The following is a 21,544-nucleotide window of genomic DNA, read 5'->3' as shown; positions in this document are numbered from 1 at the left end:
ACAGGGCTGTGGGGGCCTGTCGACCCGACCGGACCGGCCGAGGTTCTGATCGGCGGCAGGTATGCGGTCACCGGCGCGATCCGGCAGGCGAACAAGGGTGGCGTCTACCGGGCTCGGGACCTGCGTACCGGAGTCGGGGTCCTGATCAAGGAGGCCCGACCCTATGTCGGGGTTGACGCGTACGACCGGGACGTCCGGGACCTGCTCGGGCACGAGGCGCGGGTGTTGCGGCACCTGCTCCCGCTCGGCGTGACGCCCCGTCCACTGCGCGAGTTCGTGCAGGGCGACCACCGGTTCCTCGTCGAGGAACTGCTCCCGGGGTCGGCACTCTCCGCTGACGTGCCGGACCTTTCGGCGGTCGATCCGCACCGGCCGGCCTGGCAGCACCTGCTCGGCCGGCTGGCCCGGCTGCTCGGCGCGGTGCACGCGGTCGGCGTGGTACTCCGGGACCTGACGCCGGAAAACGTGCTGCTGCTGCCGGACGGGGAACTCCGGCTGGTCGACCTGGAACTGGCCGCGTTGCGTACCGGCGGGCCGGACGACTGGTCCTACTTCGACCTGCGGCTCTCCGGCGCTGTCGGGTTCGTCGCGCCGGAGCTGTGGCGGGGCGCGGCGCCGGACCCGGCAGCCGACCTCTTCAGCCTCGGCGTGCTGGCCCTGTGGCTGGCCGGCCGGGTCTCGCCGGCCGGCCTCGACGTGGCGGGTACCGGCTCGTGGGCCGGATCGGCCGGGCGGCCGGTGCGGTGGCCGGAGGAGTGGGTGGCGACGTTGCTCCAGCCGTCGCTCAACGGGCCACCGGTCCCGGCGCCGTTGCGCCGGATCGTCATCGGTCTGCTCCGGGCGGAGCCGGCCGGAAGGATCGGGCTGGACGAGGTGGTCGCGCTCTGCGCCGAGGCCTCCGGTCCGGCCGCTCCGCCGATCTCCGCTCCGGTCGGGTGCCGACCTGCCGTGCAGCCGTAGTCGTGTCGGGGACGATCAGGATCGGTGGGTCGCCGCCGCGCCAGTGCCCGGCCGTAATCAGTCGGTTCATGACGTCGCGTAGCTGGGAGGGGGTCACGGCCGTGGCGTCGTCGGTCGGCCCGAGGCGTGCCACGTCCAGACCTGCGTTCTCATCTGCAGCCGGCCTCTCCTCAGCGTCCGGGTTGGTGCGGGTCCGCAACCGTGCCAGATCGACCCGGCCGGCGTTCAACCCGTCGTATCAGCCCTTACGACATCCGGCGGGCGCCGAGCTTGACCTAACCCTGGCGCCGGCGCGGCAATGGCCGGCCGGCGTGCCGGCGGCTCGGGCTGGTCGGCGGAGCAGAGGATCGGGGTGGCCCGGGGCGCGATCCCGATCCGTCGGATCACCCCGCGCAGCGTTCCTGTCCGCCGTAGCGAGGCCGGCTCGTCGACGCCGCACCGCACCCCCACACCGACCGGTTTCGCGCCGACCGGTTTCGCGCCGACCGGTTTCGCGCCGACCGGCTTCGCGCCGACCGGCTTCGCCGCCGGACCGGGATGCTGCCCGGCCAGCCACTGGCCAGGATGCTGCCCGGCCAGCCACTGGACGGCCGCGCAGGCCGCCGCCCGGTCCGGATCGTCCAGCTCGTCGAAGAGCCGCCGGGCGGCCCGCGCCGCCGTCCAGGCAGCGGCGGATTCGGCCCGGGAGAGCAGCAGCAGGGCGTTGCCGAGCGACAGCAGCGCCTGGCCGCGATCGACACCTCGCCGGTCACGTAGCGCGGCACGACCGTGCTCGACCGCGCGCTGCCACAGCTCGGTCAGGCCGCGCTGGTGCAGGAAGTTCGTCGGTGCCACCGCCAGCCGCCAGGCCAACTCGGTGTCGCCGAGTCCGGCGGCCTGCCCGGCGGCGCCGACCAGCAGGTGCCGTTCGGCACCGAGCCAGCCGAGTGGGTCGGCGTCGACGGCGCGCAGGAGTTCCTCGGCCGGCCCGAATCCGGGCGGCTGGCCGATCGCACCGGCCGGGAAGACCTGGTCGGGTACCTGCCTATCGGCGCGCAGCGCCAGGTCCAGCAGCCACCAGTACGCCCGGCGGTGCGCCGTCGCCCGGGTCGGCGGTGGATCGTCGACGCCGACCCGTTCCGCCGCGTACAGCCGGACGAGCTCCGGCATCCGGTAACGGGGCAGCCCTGTGCGACGGTCCGGTACCGGCCGCACCAGACCAGCATCGGTCAGGGCGGCGAGCGCCTGCTCGGCACTACTCTCGTCGGTGTCCAGCAGCGGGACAGCGAGCCAGCCGGGGAATTCGGCCACCGGCAGCGCGCCGAGCCGCCGCAGCAGTGTCGCAGGTTCCGTTCCCAGCAGCTGGTACGCCTCGGCCAGCCCGCGCCGCACGTCCCGGTCGCCCTCGGCGAGCCGGTCGAGCCGCCGGGTGCTGTCGGCGAGCCGGTCGACGGCCTGGGCCAGCGACCGGTCGGCCCGGACCGCGAGTCGGCTTCCGGTGACCCGGATCGCCAGCGGGAGCCGGTCGCAGAGCTGCACCGTCCGGTGCACGGCCGGTAGATCGCCGACCGCCCGTTCCGGCAGCATCCCGGTGAGCAGCCGGACCGCCGGCTCGACCGGCAGCACGTCGAGGGTGACCCGGTGGGCGCCCTCCAGGCCGGTCAGCGGGCGTCGGCCGGTCACCAGCGCCGCCGAGGCCGGCCCGGTGGGCAGCAGCGGGCGTACCTGCGCCTCGTCGGCGGCGCCGTCGAGCAGGACCAGGATCCGGCGCCGCGCCACCATCGACCGGTAGAGGTCACGCCGCTCGGTACGGCCGTCCGGAACGGCTTCCCCAGGTACGCCGAGCGCACGGAGAAACCCGCCGAGCACCTGGTACGGGTCCACCGGCACCCCCTGGCCGTCGACGAGTTCGGCGTACAGGCAGCCGTCCGGGTGCGCGGGGCCGGCGTCCCAGCCGGCTCGGACCGCCAGCGCCGTCTTGCCGACCCCGGGCAGGCCGGAGACGACCACCACCGCCGGTCCGGTCCGCTCGGTGGCGTCGTCGAGGGCGCGGCGGATTCGGGTCAGTTCGGCTTCCCGCCCGACGAAGTCGGCGACGGCGGGCGGCAGTTGCCACGGGGCGTCCCCGGTGCGTCCGGCCGTACCGTCCCGGCCGCTTGGCCGACGGCGGTCCGGGCCGCCCGGTTGCCCGCCGGGCCGCCGACCGGGCAGCCCACCCCGGCGTCGACCCGGTCGTCCGGCCACCCGACGACGGGCCGGCGGCCCGCCCGGTCGCCGTCCCGGCCGGTTCGCGTTGGTGCAGCCGGAGTCGACAGCGGTCACCAACGACGCTCCCGGCACCGCCGACACACCTTCGAACCCCGCTCCCACATCTCCGGGCGTCGTCTCCGCACAAGCGCACACCGGACCGGACACCGGAGCGGGGTACCGGATGGAGGCCGGTACCGCCGCCGTGGGCATCCCGGGCGCCGTACCGGTCGACATCGGAGCGGGTTCTCGGCCGGCGCTCCCGGGGACGGTCGTCGGCACCCGGTGGCGCGGCCCGGGTGCGGTGGTCGGGAGGTCGAGCGCGGGATCGCGGTTGAGGATCCGGTGCTGCAGCTCGGTGAGGCGCGGACCGGGCTCGATGCCGACCTCGTCGGCGAGTCGCCGCCGGAAGTCCTGCAAGGCCGTGAGCGCGTCGGTGACCCGGCCACAGCGGTAGAGCGCGAGCACCAGGTTCTCCCGGAAACGTTCGTTGAACGGATCCGCGGCAACCACCCCGACCAGTTCGGTGACCAGGTCGGCGTGTCGGCCGAGGGCGAGTTCGAGTTCGATGCGGCGGGCCCGGATCGCGGCCCGCCGCTCGGTGAGCAGGGTGGCCGCCGTGCCGACCAGTTGCCCGGGCACTCCGGCCAGCGCGGATCCGCGCCACAGGTCGAGTGCGGACCTCAGCCGAGCGACGGCCTCGTCGGGTCGGCCGGTCGAGGCGGCCCGCTCCGCCTCGGCGACGTACCGTTCGAACAGCAGCGCGTCGAGTTCGTCGGTCGTGACGGCGAGCCGGTAACCGGCCGTCTCGGTGTGCACCACGGGCCGCTGCGCGCCGTCCCGGGCGAGCAGCCGGCGCAGTTGGGACACCACGATGGTCAGTTGGCTGCGGGCAGTCGGCGGCGCGTGCCAGCCCCACACCGCCTCGATCAGCCGGTCGGTCGGCACCGTCCGGTTGGCCTCCAGGAGCAGGGTCGCGAGCAGGGTCGAGACCCGGGCGCTCCGGATCCGGAGTGGAGCACCGGCAACCTCGACCGACAGTGGACCCAGGATTCTGAACCGCATGATCGTCTCCGTCGCGTCGCCGCGCGACAGCCGTACGACTGCCTGGGGCCGAGCCTGGTGCACCGCCTGGGGCCGAGCCAGGGACAGCTGACCCGGCCGTCCGGGAGGAATGCCCGACACGCCGGGCACGCCCCGAGACGTCGGCCGGTCGGTCGAGCGCCGGCCGGCCGATCAGAGGAGCAGATTGACGAGTACGGTCAGCAGGATCGAGCCGATGATCGAGATCAGGATCATCAGCAGGCAGCCCAGTCCGCCACCGAGCGGGCGTACCTCGACGCGGCCGAATCGCATCGGATCACATCTCCCGGAGCCGGGGCAGCAGCTCGCGCTCGGCCCAGTCCAGGAACGTCGGCTGGCCGTCGACGCCGACCTGTACGAACGCCACATCGGTGAAACCGGCGTCGACGTACTTCCGGAACGCCTCCACGTGCGAGTCCAGGTCCGGTCCGCAGGGTACGAGCTCTGCGACGTCCTCGGGCCGGATCGCCGCGGTGGCGCTGACGAAGGACTCCGGCCCGGGCAACTCGGCCTTGACGGTCCAGTTCAGCGCGGCCCACCGCCACTGGTCGTGCACCGTCTTGCGGCAGTCGTCGGCGTCCGGGCCGTAGCAGATCGCCGCCTGTCCGTACCGGGGCTTGCCGGTGCCGCCGCGTTCGTCGTACATCCGGACCACGGCCGCGTCCGGGGTGTCGCAGACCAGCGCGTCGGCGTACTCGACGGCCAGCTCGACCGAGTGCGGCCCCGAGGCCGCGAGGGCGATCGGAATGGGGTCGGCCGGCCGGTCCCAGAGGTACGCCTCGGGCACCTCGAAGTGGTTGCCGGAGTAGGAGAGGTTGTCCCCGTCGAGCAGCGGCCGGATGATCTGCAACGCCTCCTCCAGCATCTCGTGCCGTTGGTGCACGTACGGCCAGGCGCCCGCCACGTGCTCGTTGAGGTTCTCGCCGGCACCGAGCGAGAGGGTGAACCGGCCGTCCGACATCACCCCGATCGTCGCCGCCTTCTGCGCCACCACGGCCGGGTGGTACCGCCGGATCGGGCAGGTGACGTAGGTCATCAGCTTGACCCGGGAGGTGGCGTGGGCAACCGCGCCGAGCACCGACCAGGCGTAGGGAGAGTGGCCCTGTGAGGCCAACCAGGGGTAGTAGTGGTCGGAGATGACCAGGTAGTCGAAGCCGGCCTGTTCCGCCCGGACCGCCTGGTCGACCAGCTCCTTGGGTCCGGTCTGTTCACACATCAACGTGTAGCCCACTCCGACCATGCCGACCTCCTCCGTCGTCCGATTCCGGTTGTTACCCCGCCTGTCGTCGGTCAACCCCGCCCCTCCGGCTCGGCGTGCAGCGATGTCCTTGACTGTCCGGCGGTGACCGGAGTAAGTTGCCTGAACCGGTTAAGACTCGCCGGTGCATCATCCTTGTGGTGGGGATGACGGCGTCCGCGGCGGTCGGTCACCGCATCGCCCGGGCGCCGCCCGGCGTGCGTGTGGCGCTTCCCCGGGGTCGACGGCTACTCCGGACGACCCGGCGAGGGCACGGTGGCGCACGAGCTGGCCGGAGGCGGTGAGCTTCTGGCGACCACCGCCGACCTGACCCGGCTCGCCCAGAAGGTGCGCGGCCCGGGCGGCGGGTTACTTAACCGGTTGCGTTAATCGGTTCATCGTCCTACCCTGATCCGTGCCGGCGCAGGGAGTTGGGCGGCGACTGTCGGGCTGCAGTTGCCAATTCCCCCACACCTGTCCCCGTCCCGGGGTCCTCCCTGAGGTAGGTCATGAAAAGACGAATCTACGCCGTCGCATCGTCGCTGCTCACGCTCGTTGTCGCCGCAACCGTCTCGCTGTTCGTGGCGGCCCCGCCGGCACAGGCGGCGGCCGGCTTCACCGTGAGCGGCGGCCGGCTCATCGACGCGCGCGGCAACCAGTTCATCATGCGCGGCGTCAGCCACGCGCACACCTGGTACACCAGCCAAACCGGTTCATTTGCGAACATCAAGTCCTTGGGTGCGAACACCGTACGGGTGGTGCTGAGCAGTGGTGCCCGGTGGACCCAGAACAGCGCCAGCGACGTCGCCAACGTCATCTCGCTGTGCAAGGCCAACCGGCTGATCTGCGTACTGGAGGTGCACGACACCACCGGGTACGGCGAGGAGGGCGCGGCGATCAGCCTCGACCAGGCGGTCGACTACTGGATCAGCATCCAGAGCGCGCTGACCGGCCAGGAGAACTACGTCATCCTCAACATCGGCAACGAGCCGTTCGGCAACAACGAGAGCGTCAGCGCGACCTGGCCGACCGCCACCAGCAACGCGATCAACCGGCTGCGCGACGCCGGCTTCGACCACACCATCATGGTCGACGCGCCGATGTGGGGCCAGGACTGGCGCTTCATCATGCGGGACAACGCCCAGAGCGTCTTCGCCTCGGACCCGGACCGGAACACCGTCTTCTCGATCCACATGTACGGCGTCTTCGACACCGCCGCCGAGATCACCGACTACCTCGGCCGGTTCCGCAGCGCCAACCTGCCGATCGTGGTGGGGGAGTTCGGGCACGACCACTCGGACGGGAACCCGGACGAGGACACCATCATGTCGTACACCCAACAGCACGGGATCGGCTACATCGGCTGGTCCTGGAGCGGCAACGGGGGCGGCGTCGAATACCTCGACATGGTGACCAACTTCAACCCGAGCCAGTTGACCTCCTGGGGGCAGCGGATCTTCAACGGGGCTAACGGGATCCGGCAGACCGCCCGGCAGGCGACGGTCTACGACAGCAGCACCCCGACGATCTCGCCGACCACCCGCCCGCCGACGACTCCGCCCACCACCCGCCCGCCGACGACTCCGCCGACGACCACGCCTCCGGTCGGCAGCCGGGGCTGCACCGCCAGCTACGCCATCACCGGCCAGTGGCAGGGCGGCTTCCAGGCCGACGTCCGGGTGACCGCCGGCAGCGCGGCGATCAGCGGCTGGACCGTCAGTTGGACCTTCGCCAACGGGCAGCGGATCAACCAGTCGTGGAACGTGACGATCACCAGCAGCGGGTCGGCGGTGACCGCCCGGAACGTCTCGTACAACGGCAGCCTCGGGGCCGGGGCCAGCACCGCGTTCGGCTTCATCGGCACCTGGAACGGCACCAACAGCGCACCGACGCTGAGCTGCGCCGCCAGCTGACCACCAGGTGCAGGCCGGCCCCGACGGCCAGTGCCGGCAACCGGTGGCCGGGTCCTTCCGCGGGCCCGGCCACCGGGCCGGGGACGGTCAGCTCCGGCCGGGCAGCCGGGGCAGCACCTCGGCGGCAACCTCCGCGAGGATCGCCTCGTCTCCGGCGTACCAGCTCGACTCGCGCGGCCAGTGCGTGACGACGTCGGTGAAGCCCAGCTCGGCGGCCCGACCGACGGCCTCGGTGAAGTACCCGACGCTGCGCAGTGAGAAGACGGGCGCGGAGTCGAGGGAGAGATAGCGGTCCAGGGTGCCGGGATCACGGCCGGAGGCGGCCAGGATCTCGTCCATCCGGCCGGCGAGGTCGGCTACGGAGCGCCACCACGCCGCCAGGTCGTCGCCGTCCGGTACGCCGGTGGTCACCCAGCCCTGGCCGTGCCGGGCGGCGAGCCGCAGCGAGCGTGGCCCGTTCGCGGCGACGACGAACGGGACCCGGGGCGTCTGGACACAGCCCGGGTTGCTCCGCGCGTCGACAGCCGCGTAGTACTCGCCCCGCCAGGTGACGCCGTCCTTCCGGAGCAGCCGGTCGAGCAGATCGGTGAACTCGGTGAACCGGTCGACCCGGTGCCGGGCAGAGAGTGCCCCGGCGCCGAGTACGGCGGCGTCGAAGCCGATCCCGCCGGCGCCGAGCCCCAGCAGCAGCCGCCCGTCCGAGACGTCGTCCAGCGCGGTGATCTGTCGGGCGAAGTGCACCGGATGCCGGAAGTTGGGCGAGGCGACCAGGGTGCCCAACCGGATCCGGGAGGTCACCATCGCGGCCGAGGTGAGGGTGCCCATCGCGTCGAACCACGGCCCGTCGACCAGGTCGCGCCAGCCCAGGTGGTCGTACGTCCAGGCGTGGTCGAAGCCCCACTCGTCGGCCTGGCGCCACCGGCGCTCGGCCACGGACCACCGTCGGTCGGGAAGGATCACGATGCCTACGCGCATGATCCCAGAGCCTACGGCTGTCGCGCCGCGGCTCCGGCCGGGTCACCCGAACCGGTGACCGGCGGACGCTCACAGCCACCTCACAGCTACGGTGAATACTGTCACCAAGGTGGTGTGTTGATCCATCGTGGAATCTGCCTGCCGAACCCGCGGCACACATCCGCCGTAAACAGGAGTATCTCTATGGTCTTCAAGAAGATGTTGAGCGCCCTCGGCGTCGGCGGTCCCAGTGTGGACACTGTGCTGACGAATCCCAACACCCGGCCCGGCCTGATGCTGGAGGGGCAGGTCAACCTGCGCGGCGGGGAGTCCGCAGCCGACATCGAGCAGATCACCGTCGCGCTGGTCACCCGGGTCGAGATGGAGGCCGGTGACAGCGAGTACGCCGGCACCATGGAGTTCTACCGCCTTCCGGTGAGCGGCGCGATGCGCCTGGACGCCAAGCAGGAACTGGCGATTCCGTTCCAGCTCCCGGTCCCCTGGGAGACCCCGATCACCGACGTTTACGGTCAGCGCCTGCGCGGCATGACGATGGGGCTGCGCACCGAACTCGCGGTGGCCCGGGCGGTGGACAAGGGTGACCTGGACGCCATCGCGGTCCACCCGCTGCCGGTGCAGGAGAAGATCCTGGAGGCGTTCGCCCAACTCGGCTTCCAGTTCAAGAGCGCTGACCTGGAGCGCGGGCACATCTACGGCGTGCAGCAGACGCTGCCGTTCTACCAGGAGATCGAGTTCCTCGCCGCCCCGCAGTACGCGCACACGATCCGGGAGGTCGAGCTGACCTTCGTCACCAGCCAGCAGGGTGTGGACGTCATCATCGAGTGCGACAAGCGTGGCGGAATGTTCAGCGGCGGGCACGACAGCGTCGGGCGGTACACGGCCGAGCACGCCGGGGTCGACCAGGTCGACTGGCGGCAGCGGGTGGAGGGCTGGCTGGCGCAGACGGTGCAGAGCTACGCCCGGCACGGCGGGCTGCAGCAGCACTACGGGCATCCCGGCAAGCAGGGTCACCACGGCGGTCACGGCATCGGCGGCGTCGTCGCCGGTGCCGCCCTCGGGATGGCCGGTGGCATGATCGCCGGCGAGATGCTGGAGGACGCCTTCGAGGGCGACTTCGGCGACTTCGGCGAGTAAACAGCAGGCGAAAGGTCGCGGTCCCCCCCCCACTCGGCGGGGACCGCGACCCGTGGCAGTCGCCACTGCTCGGGACGTTCCGGCGCGCCCGACGCATCAGGCACGCACAGCGTCGTTACCTGTTCGCCCGGTCCGCCCGGTCGGCCCGTCGCCAGGCGCTACCGAGCTTCGCCAGACCACGGCTACCCAGGTAGGCGATGGTCAGCAGGGTGATGAAGAACCACGCGTTGTCCGCGCGGAACACGTCCACGCCGACGGAGTTCCGGCCGACCAACTCGGAGGCGAGCAGAACGCCACCCACCGCGGCCAGATAGATATAGAACTCCGTCGTCTTGTACGCCGGCTTGGTCTCGCTACCCGGGTTCCGGCGCGCCGGCTCGTCCATCCGGCGCTGCATCTCCGACAGGGTCTGCTGTATCTGCTGGTTGGAGATGTGCTGGGCACCCATCTCCCGGGTCGGTGCCGACTGCATGTCCGTCACCTGCTGGCCCATCGGCTGCCTGGAAGGGGTCTGCGTGCTCATCTTTCCTCCTCGGATTCGATGAGATCTCTTCCGACCGCCGCCGGTCACGGCACTGCCGCGCCGGTGGCACCGGTTGGCTACCCGGCGGGTCCGGCCACAAACAGCCGCTGACCGGCTAACCGTTGGCTGCGCGGGCGGTGGTGCGGGGCGGCGACTGTGCCGGTGGCGTTTGCCGACCCGGGCACCGGGGACACCTCGGACAACGACAACTCGGCGAGGTGGTGGACCGTGGCGGACGTGCGCGGCGGGGACGAACAGCGGGAGTCGGCGCGGCGGAGCGAAGACCGGATCGGGGGCGGCAAGTACCGCCCCGGCGCGGTGGAGGAGGTCAGCCTGCCGGTCGACGGGGTACGGGAGGCGCACGAACGCGACATCGAGGATTCGACGGACCGGGCGGCCGATCCGGACGTACTGCGCGACGGCGGTCCGACCCGGAACCGGGGCGTGAGCACCACCACCGGTACCGACCGGCGGGCCGGCTCGGCGAACGTACGCCGTCAACCCCGCCGACCCGGCGGAAAGGTGGCACCCACCACCACCGGGGACGCGACCACCGGCGGAACCAATCCGCCGGCGGCCGGCTCCACCAGTGACGCCTCCGGACCCACGCCGCAGATCGGCAACTTCACGGACAGGTGAGCCCGTCTGACCTGAACCGCGCACGGACAGGTCAGCCCGTCCGACCTGAACCGCGCCGCGACGGTTCGCCACGACGGAGCGCAAGGCGGTTCGGCTCGCCTGACCGGCCGCCGTCTCCGGCTCAGCCGACCCGGAGGATGCCCAGTCGCTGGGTAGCCCGGGTGAGCGCCACGTAGAGGTCGCTGCGCCCGCGCGGGGACTCGGCGACGATCCGGTCCGGATCGACCACCAGGACCGAGTCAAACTCCAGCCCCTTGGCCTGGGCGACCGTCAACAGCACCACCCGGCTGGTCAGCTCCGGATCGTCCCCGAGCGCCACCTCGGGCTCCGCCTCGGTGGCCGCCCGGCCCAACTCGTCGACCCGGCCGGCCGGCACGATCACCCCGACCCGGCCGGAGCCGACACCGGCCACCTCGGCCCGGACCGCCTCGACCAGCCGTCCGGGCAGCTCACCGGCACCGACCCCGACGTCCCAGGGCTGCTCGCCGGTGTCGCGTACCGCGCGGGGTGGGGTCAGCGTCGGGTCGATCTCCGTTAGCACCTTCGCGGCCACCGCCAGGATCTCCGACGGGGTCCGGTAGCTGACCGTCAGCTCCTCCAGCCGCCACCGGTCACCGACGTACGGCTCCAGCACCGGCCACCAGGACGAGGTGCCGGCCAGGGCACCCGTCTGGGCCACGTCACCGACCAGCGTCATCGAGCGGCTCGGGCAGCGGCGCATCAGCACCCGCCAGGCCATCGGGGAAAGTTCCTGCGCCTCGTCCACGATCACGTGCCCGAAGGCCCAGTTCCGGTCCGCCGCAGCCCGCTCGGCGGTGCTCAACTGCTCCCCGTCGGCCTGCCGCTCGGCCAGCCGGTCGGCCACGAGCAGGTCGGTGACGTCGAGCATCCCGTCCTCGGCGTCGGGCTCGTCCTCGAAGTCGATCGACTTGGAACCGGCAGCGATCTCCAGCACGCCCTCGGCGTACTCGAGCTCGGCCTGCCGCTGCCGGGCTGCGCGGGTCCGGGCCGCGCGATCGTCCTCGCCGAGCAGTTCCGCCGCCTCGTCCAGCAGCGGTACGTCGGCCGGGCTCCAGCCGCCCCACGGCTCGCGCCGCAGCGCCGCCCGCTGTGCCTCGTCGAGGTTCGCCGCCGCGACCGCGAGCCGCTGCTCCGAGGCGAACAGCCCGGCCACCACCTGTTGCGGGGTGAGTACCGGCCAGAGCCAGTCCAGCACCGCCTGCACCTCCGGCTCGGCCCGCAGCTCGCGCCGGAACTCGGCGAGGTCGGCCTCGTCGAGCAGGTTCTCCCCGCCCAGCGGGTCGGCGCCGATCCGCTCGGCGAGCTGGTCGGCGAGGGCGTGGATGATCTCGATGTCGAAGAGTGGCCGGGCCAGGTTGTGCGGCCGGTCCGCGCGGCGGACCCGGTCCCGGGCGGCGGCGACCGTGGCCGGATCGAGCGCCAGCCGGTCCCGCTCGATGTTGATCTCGATCGGCTCGTCCGGCACCCGCTGCCGGTCCCGGATCGCGGCGGCCAGCACCTCGACCATGTCGAGCCGGCCCTTGAGTTCGGCGACCTCGGCCGGTTCGGGCCGGGTCGCGGTGATCCCGGGGAAGAGCTCGCCGACGGTACGCAGCAGCACGCCGGTCTCGGCGAGGGTCGGCAACACCTGCGAGATGTAGCGCAGGAAGGTCGCGTTCGGACCGACCAGCAGCACGCCCCGGGTGGAGAGGATCCGGCGGTGCGTGTAGAGCAGGTACGCCGCCCGGTGCAGCGCCACCGCCGTCTTCCCGGTGCCGGGACCGCCCTGCACCACGAGCACCCCGTCGAGGTCGGCCCGGATCACCCGGTCCTGCTCGGCCTGGATGGTCCGGACGATGTCGGTCATCCGGCCGGTACGGCTGGCGTTGACCGCCGCCAGCAGCGCCGCCTCGCCGGTCAACCCGCCCCGGTCACCGGCCTGTCCGGCGGCATCCAGATCCAGCACCTCGTCGTCGAGGCCGACCACCTCGCGGTCCCGGGTCCGGATGTGCCGGCGTCGGCGCACCCCGTCCGGGGCGGCGGCGGTGGCGAGATAGAACGGTCGGGCCGCCGGGGCGCGCCAGTCCAGCAGCACCGGCTCGTACTCGCCGTCGCCGTCGAAGACGCCGATCCGGCCGATGTAGCGGCGGGTGCCGTCGTCGAGGTCCAGCCGGCCGAAACAGAGGCCCTGCTCGACCGCGCCGAGCCGGTCGATCTGCTCGGCGTACATCCGTACCGTGCCGTCGCGCTGCGAGCGCTCCTGCTGGGTACCGCCGGTGTTGCGCAGTGCGTTGCGCAGTCGCCGGCTGGCCTGGGTACGCAGTTCGTCGAGGCGGCCGTAGAGCATGGAGACGTACCGCTGTTCGGCGGGGATGTCATCCTGGGTCCGGTCGGTGGGCCCGGGCTGCCCGCCCGCCACCGACTCGTCCGCGCGGAAGTGCGCGGTGCGTCCGATCGGCTCGTCGACCGGCTCTTCGAGACGCTGGTCGGGCGAAAAACCGGATTGCTTTGACAAACCGTCTCCCCATTGCTAGCCTTTGCAGGGAACGGCATTCTGCCGTTCTTTTTTGTTTCCGAACTGAGAAACGATAGCGCGTTTCCGCGCCGGCATCCATCGGTCGCCCCATCCCGCGGCCCCGTCACCTGGCGGGGTGTGCCGGCGTCGCCTCAACCGAGGTGGCAGGCACCCGGCGGGCACGGGAGACCGCCAGGTCGACGGCGTCCACCGCGACCTGGCGGTCGAATTGCTCGATCAGGCTCCCGTTTCGGCCCCCGGCCCGGCGGTGCCGGGAACCGCTGACCTGGCGTTCAGGGCGACCTCCTCACCTGTCCTGGGCGACCTCGTAGAGCCGTTCCGGCCGCACCGCACCGACGAGTACCCGCCCGTCATCGGTGAGCAGGGCGGTGAAGAGCTTGCCGGTGACCAGCCGACCACTGCCCCATTCGCCGGTCACCTCGGGCAGCCCGCCCAGCAGGCCCCGCAGCAGGCCGGCCTCCGTGCCGTCGGTCTCCGTGTCGTCGGTCTCCGACTCCGCGATCCCGGCGAGTTGCGGAACCTTGGCCACCAGTACGCTCGTCCATCCGCTTCCGACCACCGTCGGCCGCTCCACCCCGATCGGCAGCGCCGGTCGACCCTCCGGTCGGGCCGCCTCGGTCACCACCGTTCCGGGCGGGGGGTTGAAGGCGAACTGGGCCGGGTCCGGTCGCTCGAAGTCGATCCGGGTGAACGCCACCTCGAAGGCGGGCTTGCTGGTGCCCTCCGGTACGACCTGGAAGCGCAGCGGCACGTGTTCGACGGCGTCGATCGCGATCGTTATCCGGTCCACCAGCGAGGTGGCGTCCCGGGGTTCGAGCACCAGTTCGTACGCGTCCCGACCGGCGATCGAGGCCGACCGTCCGACCCGGACCCGGGTGCTCGGATCCACCGCCGCCAGCGCCTGCTCGGCGGCCTCCTGCGGGGTTACCGGCAGGTGGCCGGGCCCGGCGGTCGGGCCGGCGTGGTCCAGGTCGCTGTGGTCCAGGGTGCTGTGCTCGGCCCGGTTGGCCTGGCTGTCCCAGACCCATACGTCCTTTCCGTTGCGGATGACGTCGGTCTCGCCGAGCGTGCCGAGCAGCGCGATCCGGGTCCGGTCCGGACCGGCGTGCCAGACCCGCAGGGTGTGCGTGCCGGAGACCAGCGAGGTCAGCTCGGCGCTGCCGCGTCCGCCGATGCCGGGCAGGCTCGGCAGCCCGAGGTCGGCGCGCTTGATGACCGTGCCCGAGAGCCCGTCGAGGCGGGCGGTCTGCAGGTCGACGAGGAGCTGTGCGGCGCTGCGCTCGGGCAGGTTCGGCTCGGCGGCCGAGGCGAACGTGCCGACCGCCGCACCTCCGCCGAGAATCGCCAGGGCCGCCCCGGTCGGGACCAGCCACCGCAGCGCGGGCCGGGTTTGCAAAACGGACATGTTCGTACCTCCTGACCACCATGCTGCGCCTGCCGCGCTGTGAAACCACTGAGAACCGCCGTCGGCTCACTCAGCCGGGTGTGGTTGCCCCGGCCGGGATGGCACGCTTGTCCGGTGCGATTGCTGGTGGTGGAGGACGAGGCCCGACTGGCCACGGCGCTGCAACGCGGCCTCTCGGCGGAGGGCTTCGTCGTCGACGTGGCCGGTACCGGGCCGGACGGGCTGGACCTGGCCCGGCACGGCGGGTACGACGCGATGATCCTGGACGTGATGCTGCCCGGGCTCTCCGGTTACCGGGTGGTTCGGCAACTGCGGGCCGAGAAGCACTGGCTGCCGGTGCTGATGCTCTCCGCCAAGGACGGCGAGTACGACCAGGCCGACGGGCTGGACTGCGGTGCGGACGACTACCTGACCAAACCCTTCTCCTACGTGGTGCTGCTGGCCCGGTTGAGAGCCCTGCTCCGCAGGGGCGCGCCGCGCCGCCCGGTGATACTGGTCGCCGGTGACCTGAGCCTGGATCCGGCCCGCCGCCGGGTCACCCGGGACGGGGTCGAGGTGGATCTCACCGCTCGGGAGTACGCCCTGCTGGAGTACCTGCTCCGCCGGGCCGGTGAGGTGGTCTCCAAGACCGAGCTGCTGGACCACGTCTGGGACGCGAGCCTGCGTACCGCGCCGAACGCCGTCGAGGTCTACGTCGGCTACCTACGTCGCAAGATCGGCCGGGACCGGCTGGAGACGATCCGCGGCGCCGGCTACCGGCTGGTGGCATGACTCGCTCGGCGCTAGGTCACCCGGGGGCGCTTCTCCGCGTGGAGCGTGAAGCGCTCGCCGACGTCGGGACCGGAGCCCTCCGGTGATCCGGCTCCGGGGCGGCCGGCGCGGCTGGCGACGGCCGTGGCGGAAACTGAGCCTGCGCGCCCGACTCACCATCATCAGCGCGGCGGGGCTTGCCGCCGGCCTTGCCGTCGGCGGGCTGGTGCTGCTCGGCGCGCTCGGCTACGCGCTTCAGCGCACCGTCGACACCGAGGCGCTGAAGACCGCCGAGGCGGTGGCCCGGCTCGCCGGTCAGAACGCGCTGCCCGACCCGCTGCCGGTCGCCGGCGGTCAGGTACGCGTCCAGGTGCTCGACGGGCAGGGCCGAATCCGGGCCGCCTCGATCGACGCCGACCGGCTGGTCCCGATGCTCTACCCGGACGAGCTGCGGCGATTCCAGGCCGGGGAACGGGACCGGTTCTACCTGCCCGGCCGACGGCTCGGCCTGGACGGTCCGATCCGGGTCGTCGCGGTGCCCGCCGGACCGGCCGCCGATCCGCACACCGTGCTCGTGGCCAAGTCCACCGCGGACGTGCGGCACAGCGTGACCGTGGTCCGGACCATCCTGCTGGTCAGCTTTCCGCTGCTTCTGGTCGCGCTCGCCGCGGTCGCCTGGCGGGTGGTCGGCGCCACCCTCCGACCGGTCGAGGCGTTGCGGGCCGGCGCCGAGGAGATCACCGGCGGGACCCGGCCGGGTAGGTTGCCGCTGCCCGCCTCACACGACGAGATCCGCCGGTTGGCGGTGACCCTGAACGGCATGCTGGGCCGGCTGGAGACGGCCCGGGCCCGGCAGCGCGCCTTCGTCGCCGACGCCGCGCACGAGCTGCGCAGCCCGCTGGCCAACCTGCGGACCCAGCTCGAGGTCGCGCAGCGGCTCGGTCCGGCGACGCACTGGCCGGCGGTCGCCGACGACCTGCTCGCCGACACCCAGCGGCTCAGCCGGCTCGTCGACGACCTGCTGCTGCTCGCCCGCTTGGACGAGGCGGGTGCCCGGCCACCCCGGGCAGCCGAACCGGTCGAGCTGGGGGAGTTGCTGACCGAGGTCGCCGAGCGGTATCCGGCGCCGCCGCTGCGGGTGGTGGCACCGGGCTCGCCGCTCTGGGTGCTGGCCGAGCCGGACGCGCTGACCCGGATCCTCGGCAACCTGCTGGACAACGCGGTACGGCACACCGCCAGCGAGGTGGTGCTGGAGGCCGGCCCTGGCGACCGGACCGCCGCGGCGTACCACCTGGTGACGGTCACCGACGACGGGCCCGGCATCCCCGCCCGGGACCGGGACCGGGTCTTCGGCCGGTTCACCCGGCTGGACGACGCCCGGGCCCGGGACGCGGGCGGCGCCGGGCTCGGACTGGCCATCGTCCGGGAACTGGTACGCCGCCAGGGCGGCACGGTGACCCTCGCCGACGCCGGACCGGGACTGCGGGTCGAGGTACGCCTGCCGGCCGAGCGTCCGGCGTCCGAGGGCCACGACGCCCCGATGTCGACACGGCCGCCGGTCGGTGTTCAGCGTGTCGACGGTGATCTGCCGGGCCGTTCGGTGCAGACCGGATCGGCCGCACCGATGACGCTCCCGGAGTAGACGACCGAGACCGAGAAGCAGTAGTTGTCCCGGGTGTCCAGCCCGTAGACCACGTAGCCGGTGGAGCCGGCCGGCAGTTCCTGGAACGGCCGGAGTTCCTGCCCGGCCCGCCCGCCAGCCAGTACCACCGGGCCCTCGGCGCCGTTCGGGTAGCTCCAGCCCAGCGTCACGCTGCTCCGGCTGTCGGCCAGGGTCACCGAACCGGGCGGGGTGCCGGGGGAGGCAGGCGGCGGCGTGCGCGGTGATGCGGCCGGAGTGCTGGTCGCCGGCCCGGGAGCCGGCGGCGCTGGCTCGTCGTCCCCGGTGGGCCCGAACCCGAGCACCACGGCGGCCGTGCCGAGCAGGACCAGGACCACCAGGCCGGCGACGACCATCATCGGCAGCCGGCGGCTCGCGGGTTGCGGCCGGTGGATCCGTACCGGCAACCGGGGCGACCGTCTCTCCGGCAGGTTCCGGATCTCGGGTACCTGCCCGGCGGCGAGGCCGGCGGCGTGACCGTCCGGGAGTTCCGGGTAGGTCTGCTCGCCGCCCGGCGGGGTGGGTCCGGAAGGGCCCTCCGGTCGCCACGGCTCGGTGGGGGCAGGTTCGGGGTGCCGACCGACCGGGTGGTCGTCGCCGTCGGGGCTACTGCGGGTTACGTCCGGCGGCCACCAGCCGTACTCCGGATCGTCCTCGTCGGCGACCGGCCCCACAGCGGGGGAGACGCCCGGCCCGGACCGGTCCGCCGCGCTGCGGGGTGGCGGCACCGGTGGCCCGGCCGGCGGCGGGGTGCTCCACCGGGGTGGTGGTTCGACGAGCGGCGCGGGCGGCAGTCGGGGCGGCGGCACCTGCGGGATGTCGGTGCCGGCACCGGCGGGCCGGGTCGGCGGAGGGGGCCGGAAGCGTAGTGGTGGCGGCTCCTCACGCGGCGGCAGCTCGACGTCCGGCGGATGCTCCCCGCCGTGCTGGGGAGGTGCCGTCGGGTACGACGACGCCGCATGCTGCGGGCCACCCTGCCGCGGAGCGGCGTGCTGCGGGTGGTGCGGCTGCTCCGGATGGTGCGCGTGCTGCGGGGACCCGGCGTGCTCCTGGCGCACGGCGTACGGTGCTGGCTGCTCGTCGTACGGTGCTGGCTCGGCGTGCCGGGGTTCGGGGCGCCACGGCTCGGCGTACCCCCCGCCGGGCCGGCCGGTCGGCGTGTGCGGATCGTCCTCGGGCTCCGGCGGCGGGTCGGCGCAGACGTGGTCGGGATCGGCTGCCGCCCGGGCGAGGGCCGCGACCTGGGTCGCCAGCGGATGGTCGGCCGGCAGGTGCTCCCGGCACAGTTCGCGGGCCAGGGCCAGGTGTTCGTGCGCCCGGGTGAAGAGCCCACAGTCCCGTTGCATCGCGCCGAGCCGGGCCAGCATCCGAATCCCGCCCGGATGGCCGTCGCCGTAGACCTCCCGGTGCAGCTCCCAGGCGTCCTCCAGCCTGTTCCGGGCCAGCGTGCACTCGCCCTGGGCGTACTCGACGGTGGCCAGGTCGGCGTGCGCGGCGAGTACCCGCAACGACTCCGGACCGTCGGTCGCGGTGAGTTCGATGATCACGTCTCGGTACAGTCGGGCGGCCCGGACGTGGCTGCCGACCCGGTGAAGTACGGCGGCGAGGGTCGCCGCGGTCGCCACGGTCCGCTGGTCGGCGGCGCCGTACAGCCGGGTTGCCGCGGAGTGGGCGAACATGGCCCAGCCCTGCGCCGCGTGCGGGTCCCCGAGCGCCACCAGTATCCGGGCCTGGAGGCCGGCTGCCTCGGCCAACTCGACGGAGGCGTGCCCGGGACTCGGGTCGACGGCGTCCAGTGGGGGGCCGAGCAGATTCCGGGCCCCGGCCAGGTCACCGGCTGCCACGAGCGCGTTCGCGTGCTGGATGAGTTCCCCGAAGCCGGAAGCCACGCCCCATCGTGCTCGCCCGGCGACGTTCAGTACAAGAGGGCAGGTGGTGGCAGTTTCGTCGTCATGTCGGGCAATCCGTGGCCGAGCCTGTGCCCGATATCCCGACGGTCGACGGCTCGCCGAGCAGACTCGGGGCGGCGGGGCGGCCGTCGAGATGACAGGGGCGGGCCGGGCGGAGTAGAACCGCAGCATGTCCAGTGACCCGATCGGCGTCGTCAAACGGGAACTGCTGGTACGCCAGCTCGACTCCTGGGCGCCTGCCGCGCTGCACCGGTCCCGCCGGGCCACCTTCGCGCAGGCGTACGCCGGAGCGGACGGCGGCGTCGCGGACGCCGCGCTACGGGTCTTCGGTGAGTTCGCCGACCTGCTGCACGGTCGGCGGATGACGGCACTGACGTGCGGTCGGGCCGACGATCAGGACCTCGCCGCACGGCACGCGGCGGTGCAGTCGGAACTGCCCGGCGGACTGGCCGCACACCTGGTGCCGGGCGGTGTCGACCGGTTGCCGGTGGCGCTGAAGGCGGCCGCCGCGAACGGCGCTCCGATCCTCGCCTACCTGGACGTTACCGGCGCCTACCTGGACGGTGCCGGCGGTCCGGAGCCCGCCGCGCAGGTCCTCGCCGCGGTGGCCGGTGGCCGGCCCGCCGAACTGTTGCTGGTGCTCGATCCTCCGGCCTGGTCCCGTGCTGACCACCGGAGTCGGTTGACCGAGGCCGGACTGCCGTTGGTGACCGAGGTCGAGCTGGTCGCCGACGACCGGGCCGAGGTGCTGATCTTCGCTACCGCCGCCGGTAGGCGGCTGGACGCGTTCAAGAACGCGCTCTGGGCGGTGGACGAGTACGCCGGGGTGTGCTACCGGGATCCCGGCGATCCGCAGGGGCATCTGCTCGACATCTCGCTGACGCCGCATCCCGGGCCGCTGCGGCGGGAACTGCTGGCCCGCCTGGCGTCCGTCGGCCCGGCGTCCGTCACCGAACTGCGCCAGTTCACCGCCGAGCGGACCGTCTACCGTCCGGCGGACACCAACCGGGTACTCGGCGCGTTGCTGGCCGCCGGGTTGGTGAGTCGGGAACCCGAGGCGGGTCGGCTCGGCGGTGACGTCACCATCACCGCCAGGCCGCCGGCCTGAGCATCGGCCGCTGGACCGGTCCCGGGCGCTGAGCCGCAGGCGTGCGCGCCGTGGAACCGGGGTGCGGTGGCGGCGCTGGCCGCCACCGCCTCATCGCGACCGCGACTTGTCCTGCTTCCAGGAAAGCGGCCCGGGCAGGTCGACCCGGTGCGCGCGGGCCCGGGAGTTCCACGACCAGCGTCCGATCTTGATACTCCAGGACGAGAAGCCGTTCTCGGTGAAGTTGAGGATCAACGGACCGAACTTCTTCCGCTTGCGGAACATCAGACCCACGACCAGGCTCCCTTCGGGACAACACTCTCGGAGTGGCCGGGAAGTTCCCCATACGGGTGTTCGGCAAACTCGCGCCGGCATCGGTGGCGGTCACGACGTTCCGCACCGGACGGTCCGCGTTCCGCACCGGACGGTCCGCCGATGGTCGATGCCACGCACCCGGCGGGTCACCGGCGGGCGGTGGGGTTCCGGCCGGTCACGGGTGGACGGTGGTGCTTCGCCCGGTCACCGGTGGACGGTGGGGTTCCGGCCGGGCAGTCCGGCCCGGAAGGCACCGGGACTGTGCCCGACCGCGCGCTGGAAGAACCGCCCGAAGTTGGTCGGCTCCGGAAAGCCGAGCCGGCGGCCGACCTCGGCCACCGGCAGGTCGGTCGCGGCGAGCAGCCGCCGGGCCTCCAGCGCCACCCGCTCGTCGATCACCTGCTTGGCGCTGCGTCCGGTGGCGGCCAGACAGGCCCGGGTCAGGGTACGCACCGAGCAGTCCAGCCGCCCGGCGTAGTCCTCGACCCGGCGGGTCCGCCCGTACGAGCGCTCGACCTCCTGCCACAGCCGCCCGAACATGCCGGTCGGATCCGTGCCGTCCGGGGTGCCGCCGTTCGCCGAGTTCCGGCTGCGCGCTGCGACGCCGGGCGCCACCGGATCGGGAACGGCGGTCTCGCGCGGGAGCAGGGCCAACCGCAGCAGCAGTACGGCGAGCTGGTGCCGCAGCAGGTCGGCGGCGAGTACGCCGCCACCGTGCCGCTGGCAGTCCACCACCAGTTGGCTGACCTCGTTGATCACCGCGTCCTCGTCCTCACCGGCGAGTTGCCAGTAACCGGCCGCGTACGGCGGGCCGACCGGCGGGACACCGAGGTGGCGCATGGTCTCCGGGGTCCAGCAGACCATCACCGCATCGAGTCCGCTCTGCCCGCCGTGCTGGACGACCTGCCCGGGCCGTACCCAGAGCAGCGACCCCGGCCGGCACGGGTACGCCCGGAAGTCGATCTCCTGCGTGCCGTGTCCGACGGTGACCAGGATGAGCAGGTGTCGATCGACCAGCAGCGGACCTCGACGGGCTGGATTGAGCAGATAGTCGCGCAGGGTGAGAGTGCGGATACCCGCCCAGGCCGGCTGGGCCGGCACCTCGCCCGGTTCACCGGGAAGCTGACCGAATCGGACCATCACCTGCGACGTTAGCCGCCGTCTGCCCGCCACGCACCCCTCGGCCGGGCC

15 protein-coding genes and 2 pseudogenes are annotated in these 21,544 nt (G+C 72.8%); 8 read left to right on the top strand and 9 right to left on the bottom strand.

Annotated features, from left to right (window positions below):
• Window positions 1-960: protein kinase domain-containing protein (locus ABNF97_RS17075; RefSeq protein WP_502930499.1), on the top strand; the 960-nt coding region annotated here is incomplete at its 5' end.
• A gap of 225 nt (window positions 961-1,185) precedes the next feature.
• On the opposite strand, the gene ABNF97_RS17070 is transcribed toward ABNF97_RS17075, so the two are convergent.
• Both ABNF97_RS17070 and ABNF97_RS17065 read right to left on the bottom strand, forming a co-directional pair.
• On the bottom strand, window positions 1,186-4,251 hold the full coding sequence (locus tag ABNF97_RS17070) for an AfsR/SARP family transcriptional regulator (RefSeq protein WP_349339101.1): 3,066 nt from the start codon (window positions 4,249-4,251) through the stop codon (window positions 1,186-1,188).
• A gap of 295 nt (window positions 4,252-4,546) precedes the next feature.
• Window positions 4,547-5,509, bottom strand: coding sequence for a TIGR03557 family F420-dependent LLM class oxidoreductase (locus tag ABNF97_RS17065; RefSeq protein WP_349339100.1), 963 nt, complete (start codon window positions 5,507-5,509; stop codon window positions 4,547-4,549).
• A gap of 219 nt (window positions 5,510-5,728) precedes the next feature.
• Here ABNF97_RS17065 and ABNF97_RS17060 point away from each other — a divergent pair, with 219 nt between their 5' ends.
• The gene (locus ABNF97_RS17060; protein WP_349339099.1) at window positions 5,729-5,896 is read left to right on the top strand and encodes a hypothetical protein; all 168 of its coding nucleotides are present in this window, start codon (window positions 5,729-5,731) and stop codon (window positions 5,894-5,896) included.
• 119 nt (window positions 5,897-6,015) lie between these two features.
• Window positions 6,016-7,419: a cellulase family glycosylhydrolase gene (locus tag ABNF97_RS17055; protein WP_349339098.1), complete on the top strand. Its 1,404-nt coding sequence runs from the start codon at window positions 6,016-6,018 to the stop codon at window positions 7,417-7,419.
• Window positions 7,420-7,506: 87 nt separating this feature from the next.
• Here ABNF97_RS17055 and ABNF97_RS17050 read toward each other — a convergent pair whose 3' ends face one another.
• Complete coding sequence (locus tag ABNF97_RS17050; protein ID WP_349339097.1) at window positions 7,507-8,394, bottom strand: LLM class flavin-dependent oxidoreductase; 888 nt, start codon at window positions 8,392-8,394, stop codon at window positions 7,507-7,509.
• Window positions 8,395-8,577: 183 nt separating this feature from the next.
• Between ABNF97_RS17050 and ABNF97_RS17045 the strand changes: the two genes are divergently transcribed.
• Window positions 8,578-9,528 (top strand): sporulation protein, encoded by a 951-nt coding sequence (locus ABNF97_RS17045; RefSeq protein ID WP_130463849.1) that lies wholly within the window; start codon window positions 8,578-8,580, stop codon window positions 9,526-9,528.
• Between the two features lie 115 nt (window positions 9,529-9,643).
• Here the strand turns inward: ABNF97_RS17045 and ABNF97_RS17040 are convergent, their stop codons facing one another.
• Window positions 9,644-10,051, bottom strand: coding sequence for a hypothetical protein (locus ABNF97_RS17040; protein WP_207230575.1), 408 nt, complete (start codon window positions 10,049-10,051; stop codon window positions 9,644-9,646).
• A gap of 237 nt (window positions 10,052-10,288) precedes the next feature.
• On the opposite strand from ABNF97_RS17040, the gene ABNF97_RS17035 reads away from it, so the two are divergent.
• Complete coding sequence (locus tag ABNF97_RS17035; protein ID WP_130466138.1) at window positions 10,289-10,690, top strand: hypothetical protein; 402 nt, start codon at window positions 10,289-10,291, stop codon at window positions 10,688-10,690.
• A gap of 121 nt (window positions 10,691-10,811) precedes the next feature.
• Here the strand turns inward: ABNF97_RS17035 and ABNF97_RS17030 are convergent, their stop codons facing one another.
• Window positions 10,812-13,109, bottom strand: a complete 2,298-nt coding sequence (locus ABNF97_RS17030) for a HelD family protein (RefSeq protein WP_502930500.1) — start codon at window positions 13,107-13,109, stop codon at window positions 10,812-10,814.
• 403 nt (window positions 13,110-13,512) lie between these two features.
• Window positions 13,513-14,631, bottom strand: a complete 1,119-nt coding sequence (locus ABNF97_RS17025; RefSeq protein WP_349339096.1) for a LolA family protein — start codon at window positions 14,629-14,631, stop codon at window positions 13,513-13,515.
• A gap of 114 nt (window positions 14,632-14,745) precedes the next feature.
• On the opposite strand from ABNF97_RS17025, the gene ABNF97_RS17020 reads away from it, so the two are divergent.
• Both ABNF97_RS17020 and ABNF97_RS17015 read left to right on the top strand, forming a co-directional pair.
• A complete protein-coding gene (locus tag ABNF97_RS17020; protein WP_349339095.1) occupies window positions 14,746-15,402 on the top strand; it encodes a response regulator transcription factor in 657 nt (218 codons plus the stop codon).
• A gap of 157 nt (window positions 15,403-15,559) precedes the next feature.
• Window positions 15,560-16,888 (top strand): annotated as a pseudogene (locus ABNF97_RS17015) (HAMP domain-containing sensor histidine kinase); the annotation flags it as partial.
• A gap of 1,118 nt (window positions 16,889-18,006) precedes the next feature.
• On the opposite strand, the pseudogene ABNF97_RS34185 reads toward ABNF97_RS17015, so the two are convergent.
• Window positions 18,007-18,930, bottom strand: a pseudogene (locus ABNF97_RS34185) (tetratricopeptide repeat protein); the annotation flags it as partial.
• Between the two features lie 190 nt (window positions 18,931-19,120).
• Here ABNF97_RS34185 and ABNF97_RS17005 point away from each other — a divergent pair.
• Window positions 19,121-20,059 (top strand): hypothetical protein, encoded by a 939-nt coding sequence (locus tag ABNF97_RS17005; protein WP_130463845.1) that lies wholly within the window; start codon window positions 19,121-19,123, stop codon window positions 20,057-20,059.
• Between the two features lie 90 nt (window positions 20,060-20,149).
• On the opposite strand, the gene ABNF97_RS17000 is transcribed toward ABNF97_RS17005, so the two are convergent.
• Together ABNF97_RS17000 and ABNF97_RS16995 are read right to left on the bottom strand one after the other, a co-directional pair.
• Window positions 20,150-20,332, bottom strand: a complete 183-nt coding sequence (locus ABNF97_RS17000) for a DUF4236 domain-containing protein (protein ID WP_130463844.1) — start codon at window positions 20,330-20,332, stop codon at window positions 20,150-20,152.
• 225 nt (window positions 20,333-20,557) lie between these two features.
• A complete protein-coding gene (locus tag ABNF97_RS16995) occupies window positions 20,558-21,496 on the bottom strand; it encodes an AraC family transcriptional regulator (RefSeq protein ID WP_502930498.1) in 939 nt (312 codons plus the stop codon).
• Window positions 21,497-21,544: the final 48 nt, after the last annotated feature.

Origin of the sequence: Plantactinospora sp. B6F1, assembly GCF_040120695.1 — a bacterium.
In the GTDB taxonomy this organism is placed as follows: domain Bacteria; phylum Actinomycetota; class Actinomycetes; order Mycobacteriales; family Micromonosporaceae; genus Plantactinospora.
This window is presented reverse-complemented; position numbering and strand designations above follow the sequence as displayed.

Bases quoted from the DNA above. Each gene is read 5' to 3' on its own strand.
- ABNF97_RS17070 (WP_349339101.1), bottom strand. From the start codon at position 4,251: ATGCGGTTCAGAATCCTGGGTCCACTGTCGGTCGAGGTTGCCGGTGCT.
- ABNF97_RS17065 (WP_349339100.1), bottom strand. From the start codon at position 5,509: ATGGTCGGAGTGGGCTACACGTTGATGTGTGAACAGACCGGACCCAAG.
- ABNF97_RS17055 (WP_349339098.1), top strand. From the start codon at position 6,016: ATGAAAAGACGAATCTACGCCGTCGCATCGTCGCTGCTCACGCTCGTT.
- ABNF97_RS17050 (WP_349339097.1), bottom strand. From the start codon at position 8,394: ATGCGCGTAGGCATCGTGATCCTTCCCGACCGACGGTGGTCCGTGGCC.
- ABNF97_RS17045 (WP_130463849.1), top strand. From the start codon at position 8,578: ATGGTCTTCAAGAAGATGTTGAGCGCCCTCGGCGTCGGCGGTCCCAGT.
- ABNF97_RS17040 (WP_207230575.1), bottom strand. From the start codon at position 10,051: ATGAGCACGCAGACCCCTTCCAGGCAGCCGATGGGCCAGCAGGTGACG.
- ABNF97_RS17025 (WP_349339096.1), bottom strand. From the start codon at position 14,631: ATGTCCGTTTTGCAAACCCGGCCCGCGCTGCGGTGGCTGGTCCCGACC.
- ABNF97_RS17005 (WP_130463845.1), top strand. From the start codon at position 19,121: ATGTCCAGTGACCCGATCGGCGTCGTCAAACGGGAACTGCTGGTACGC.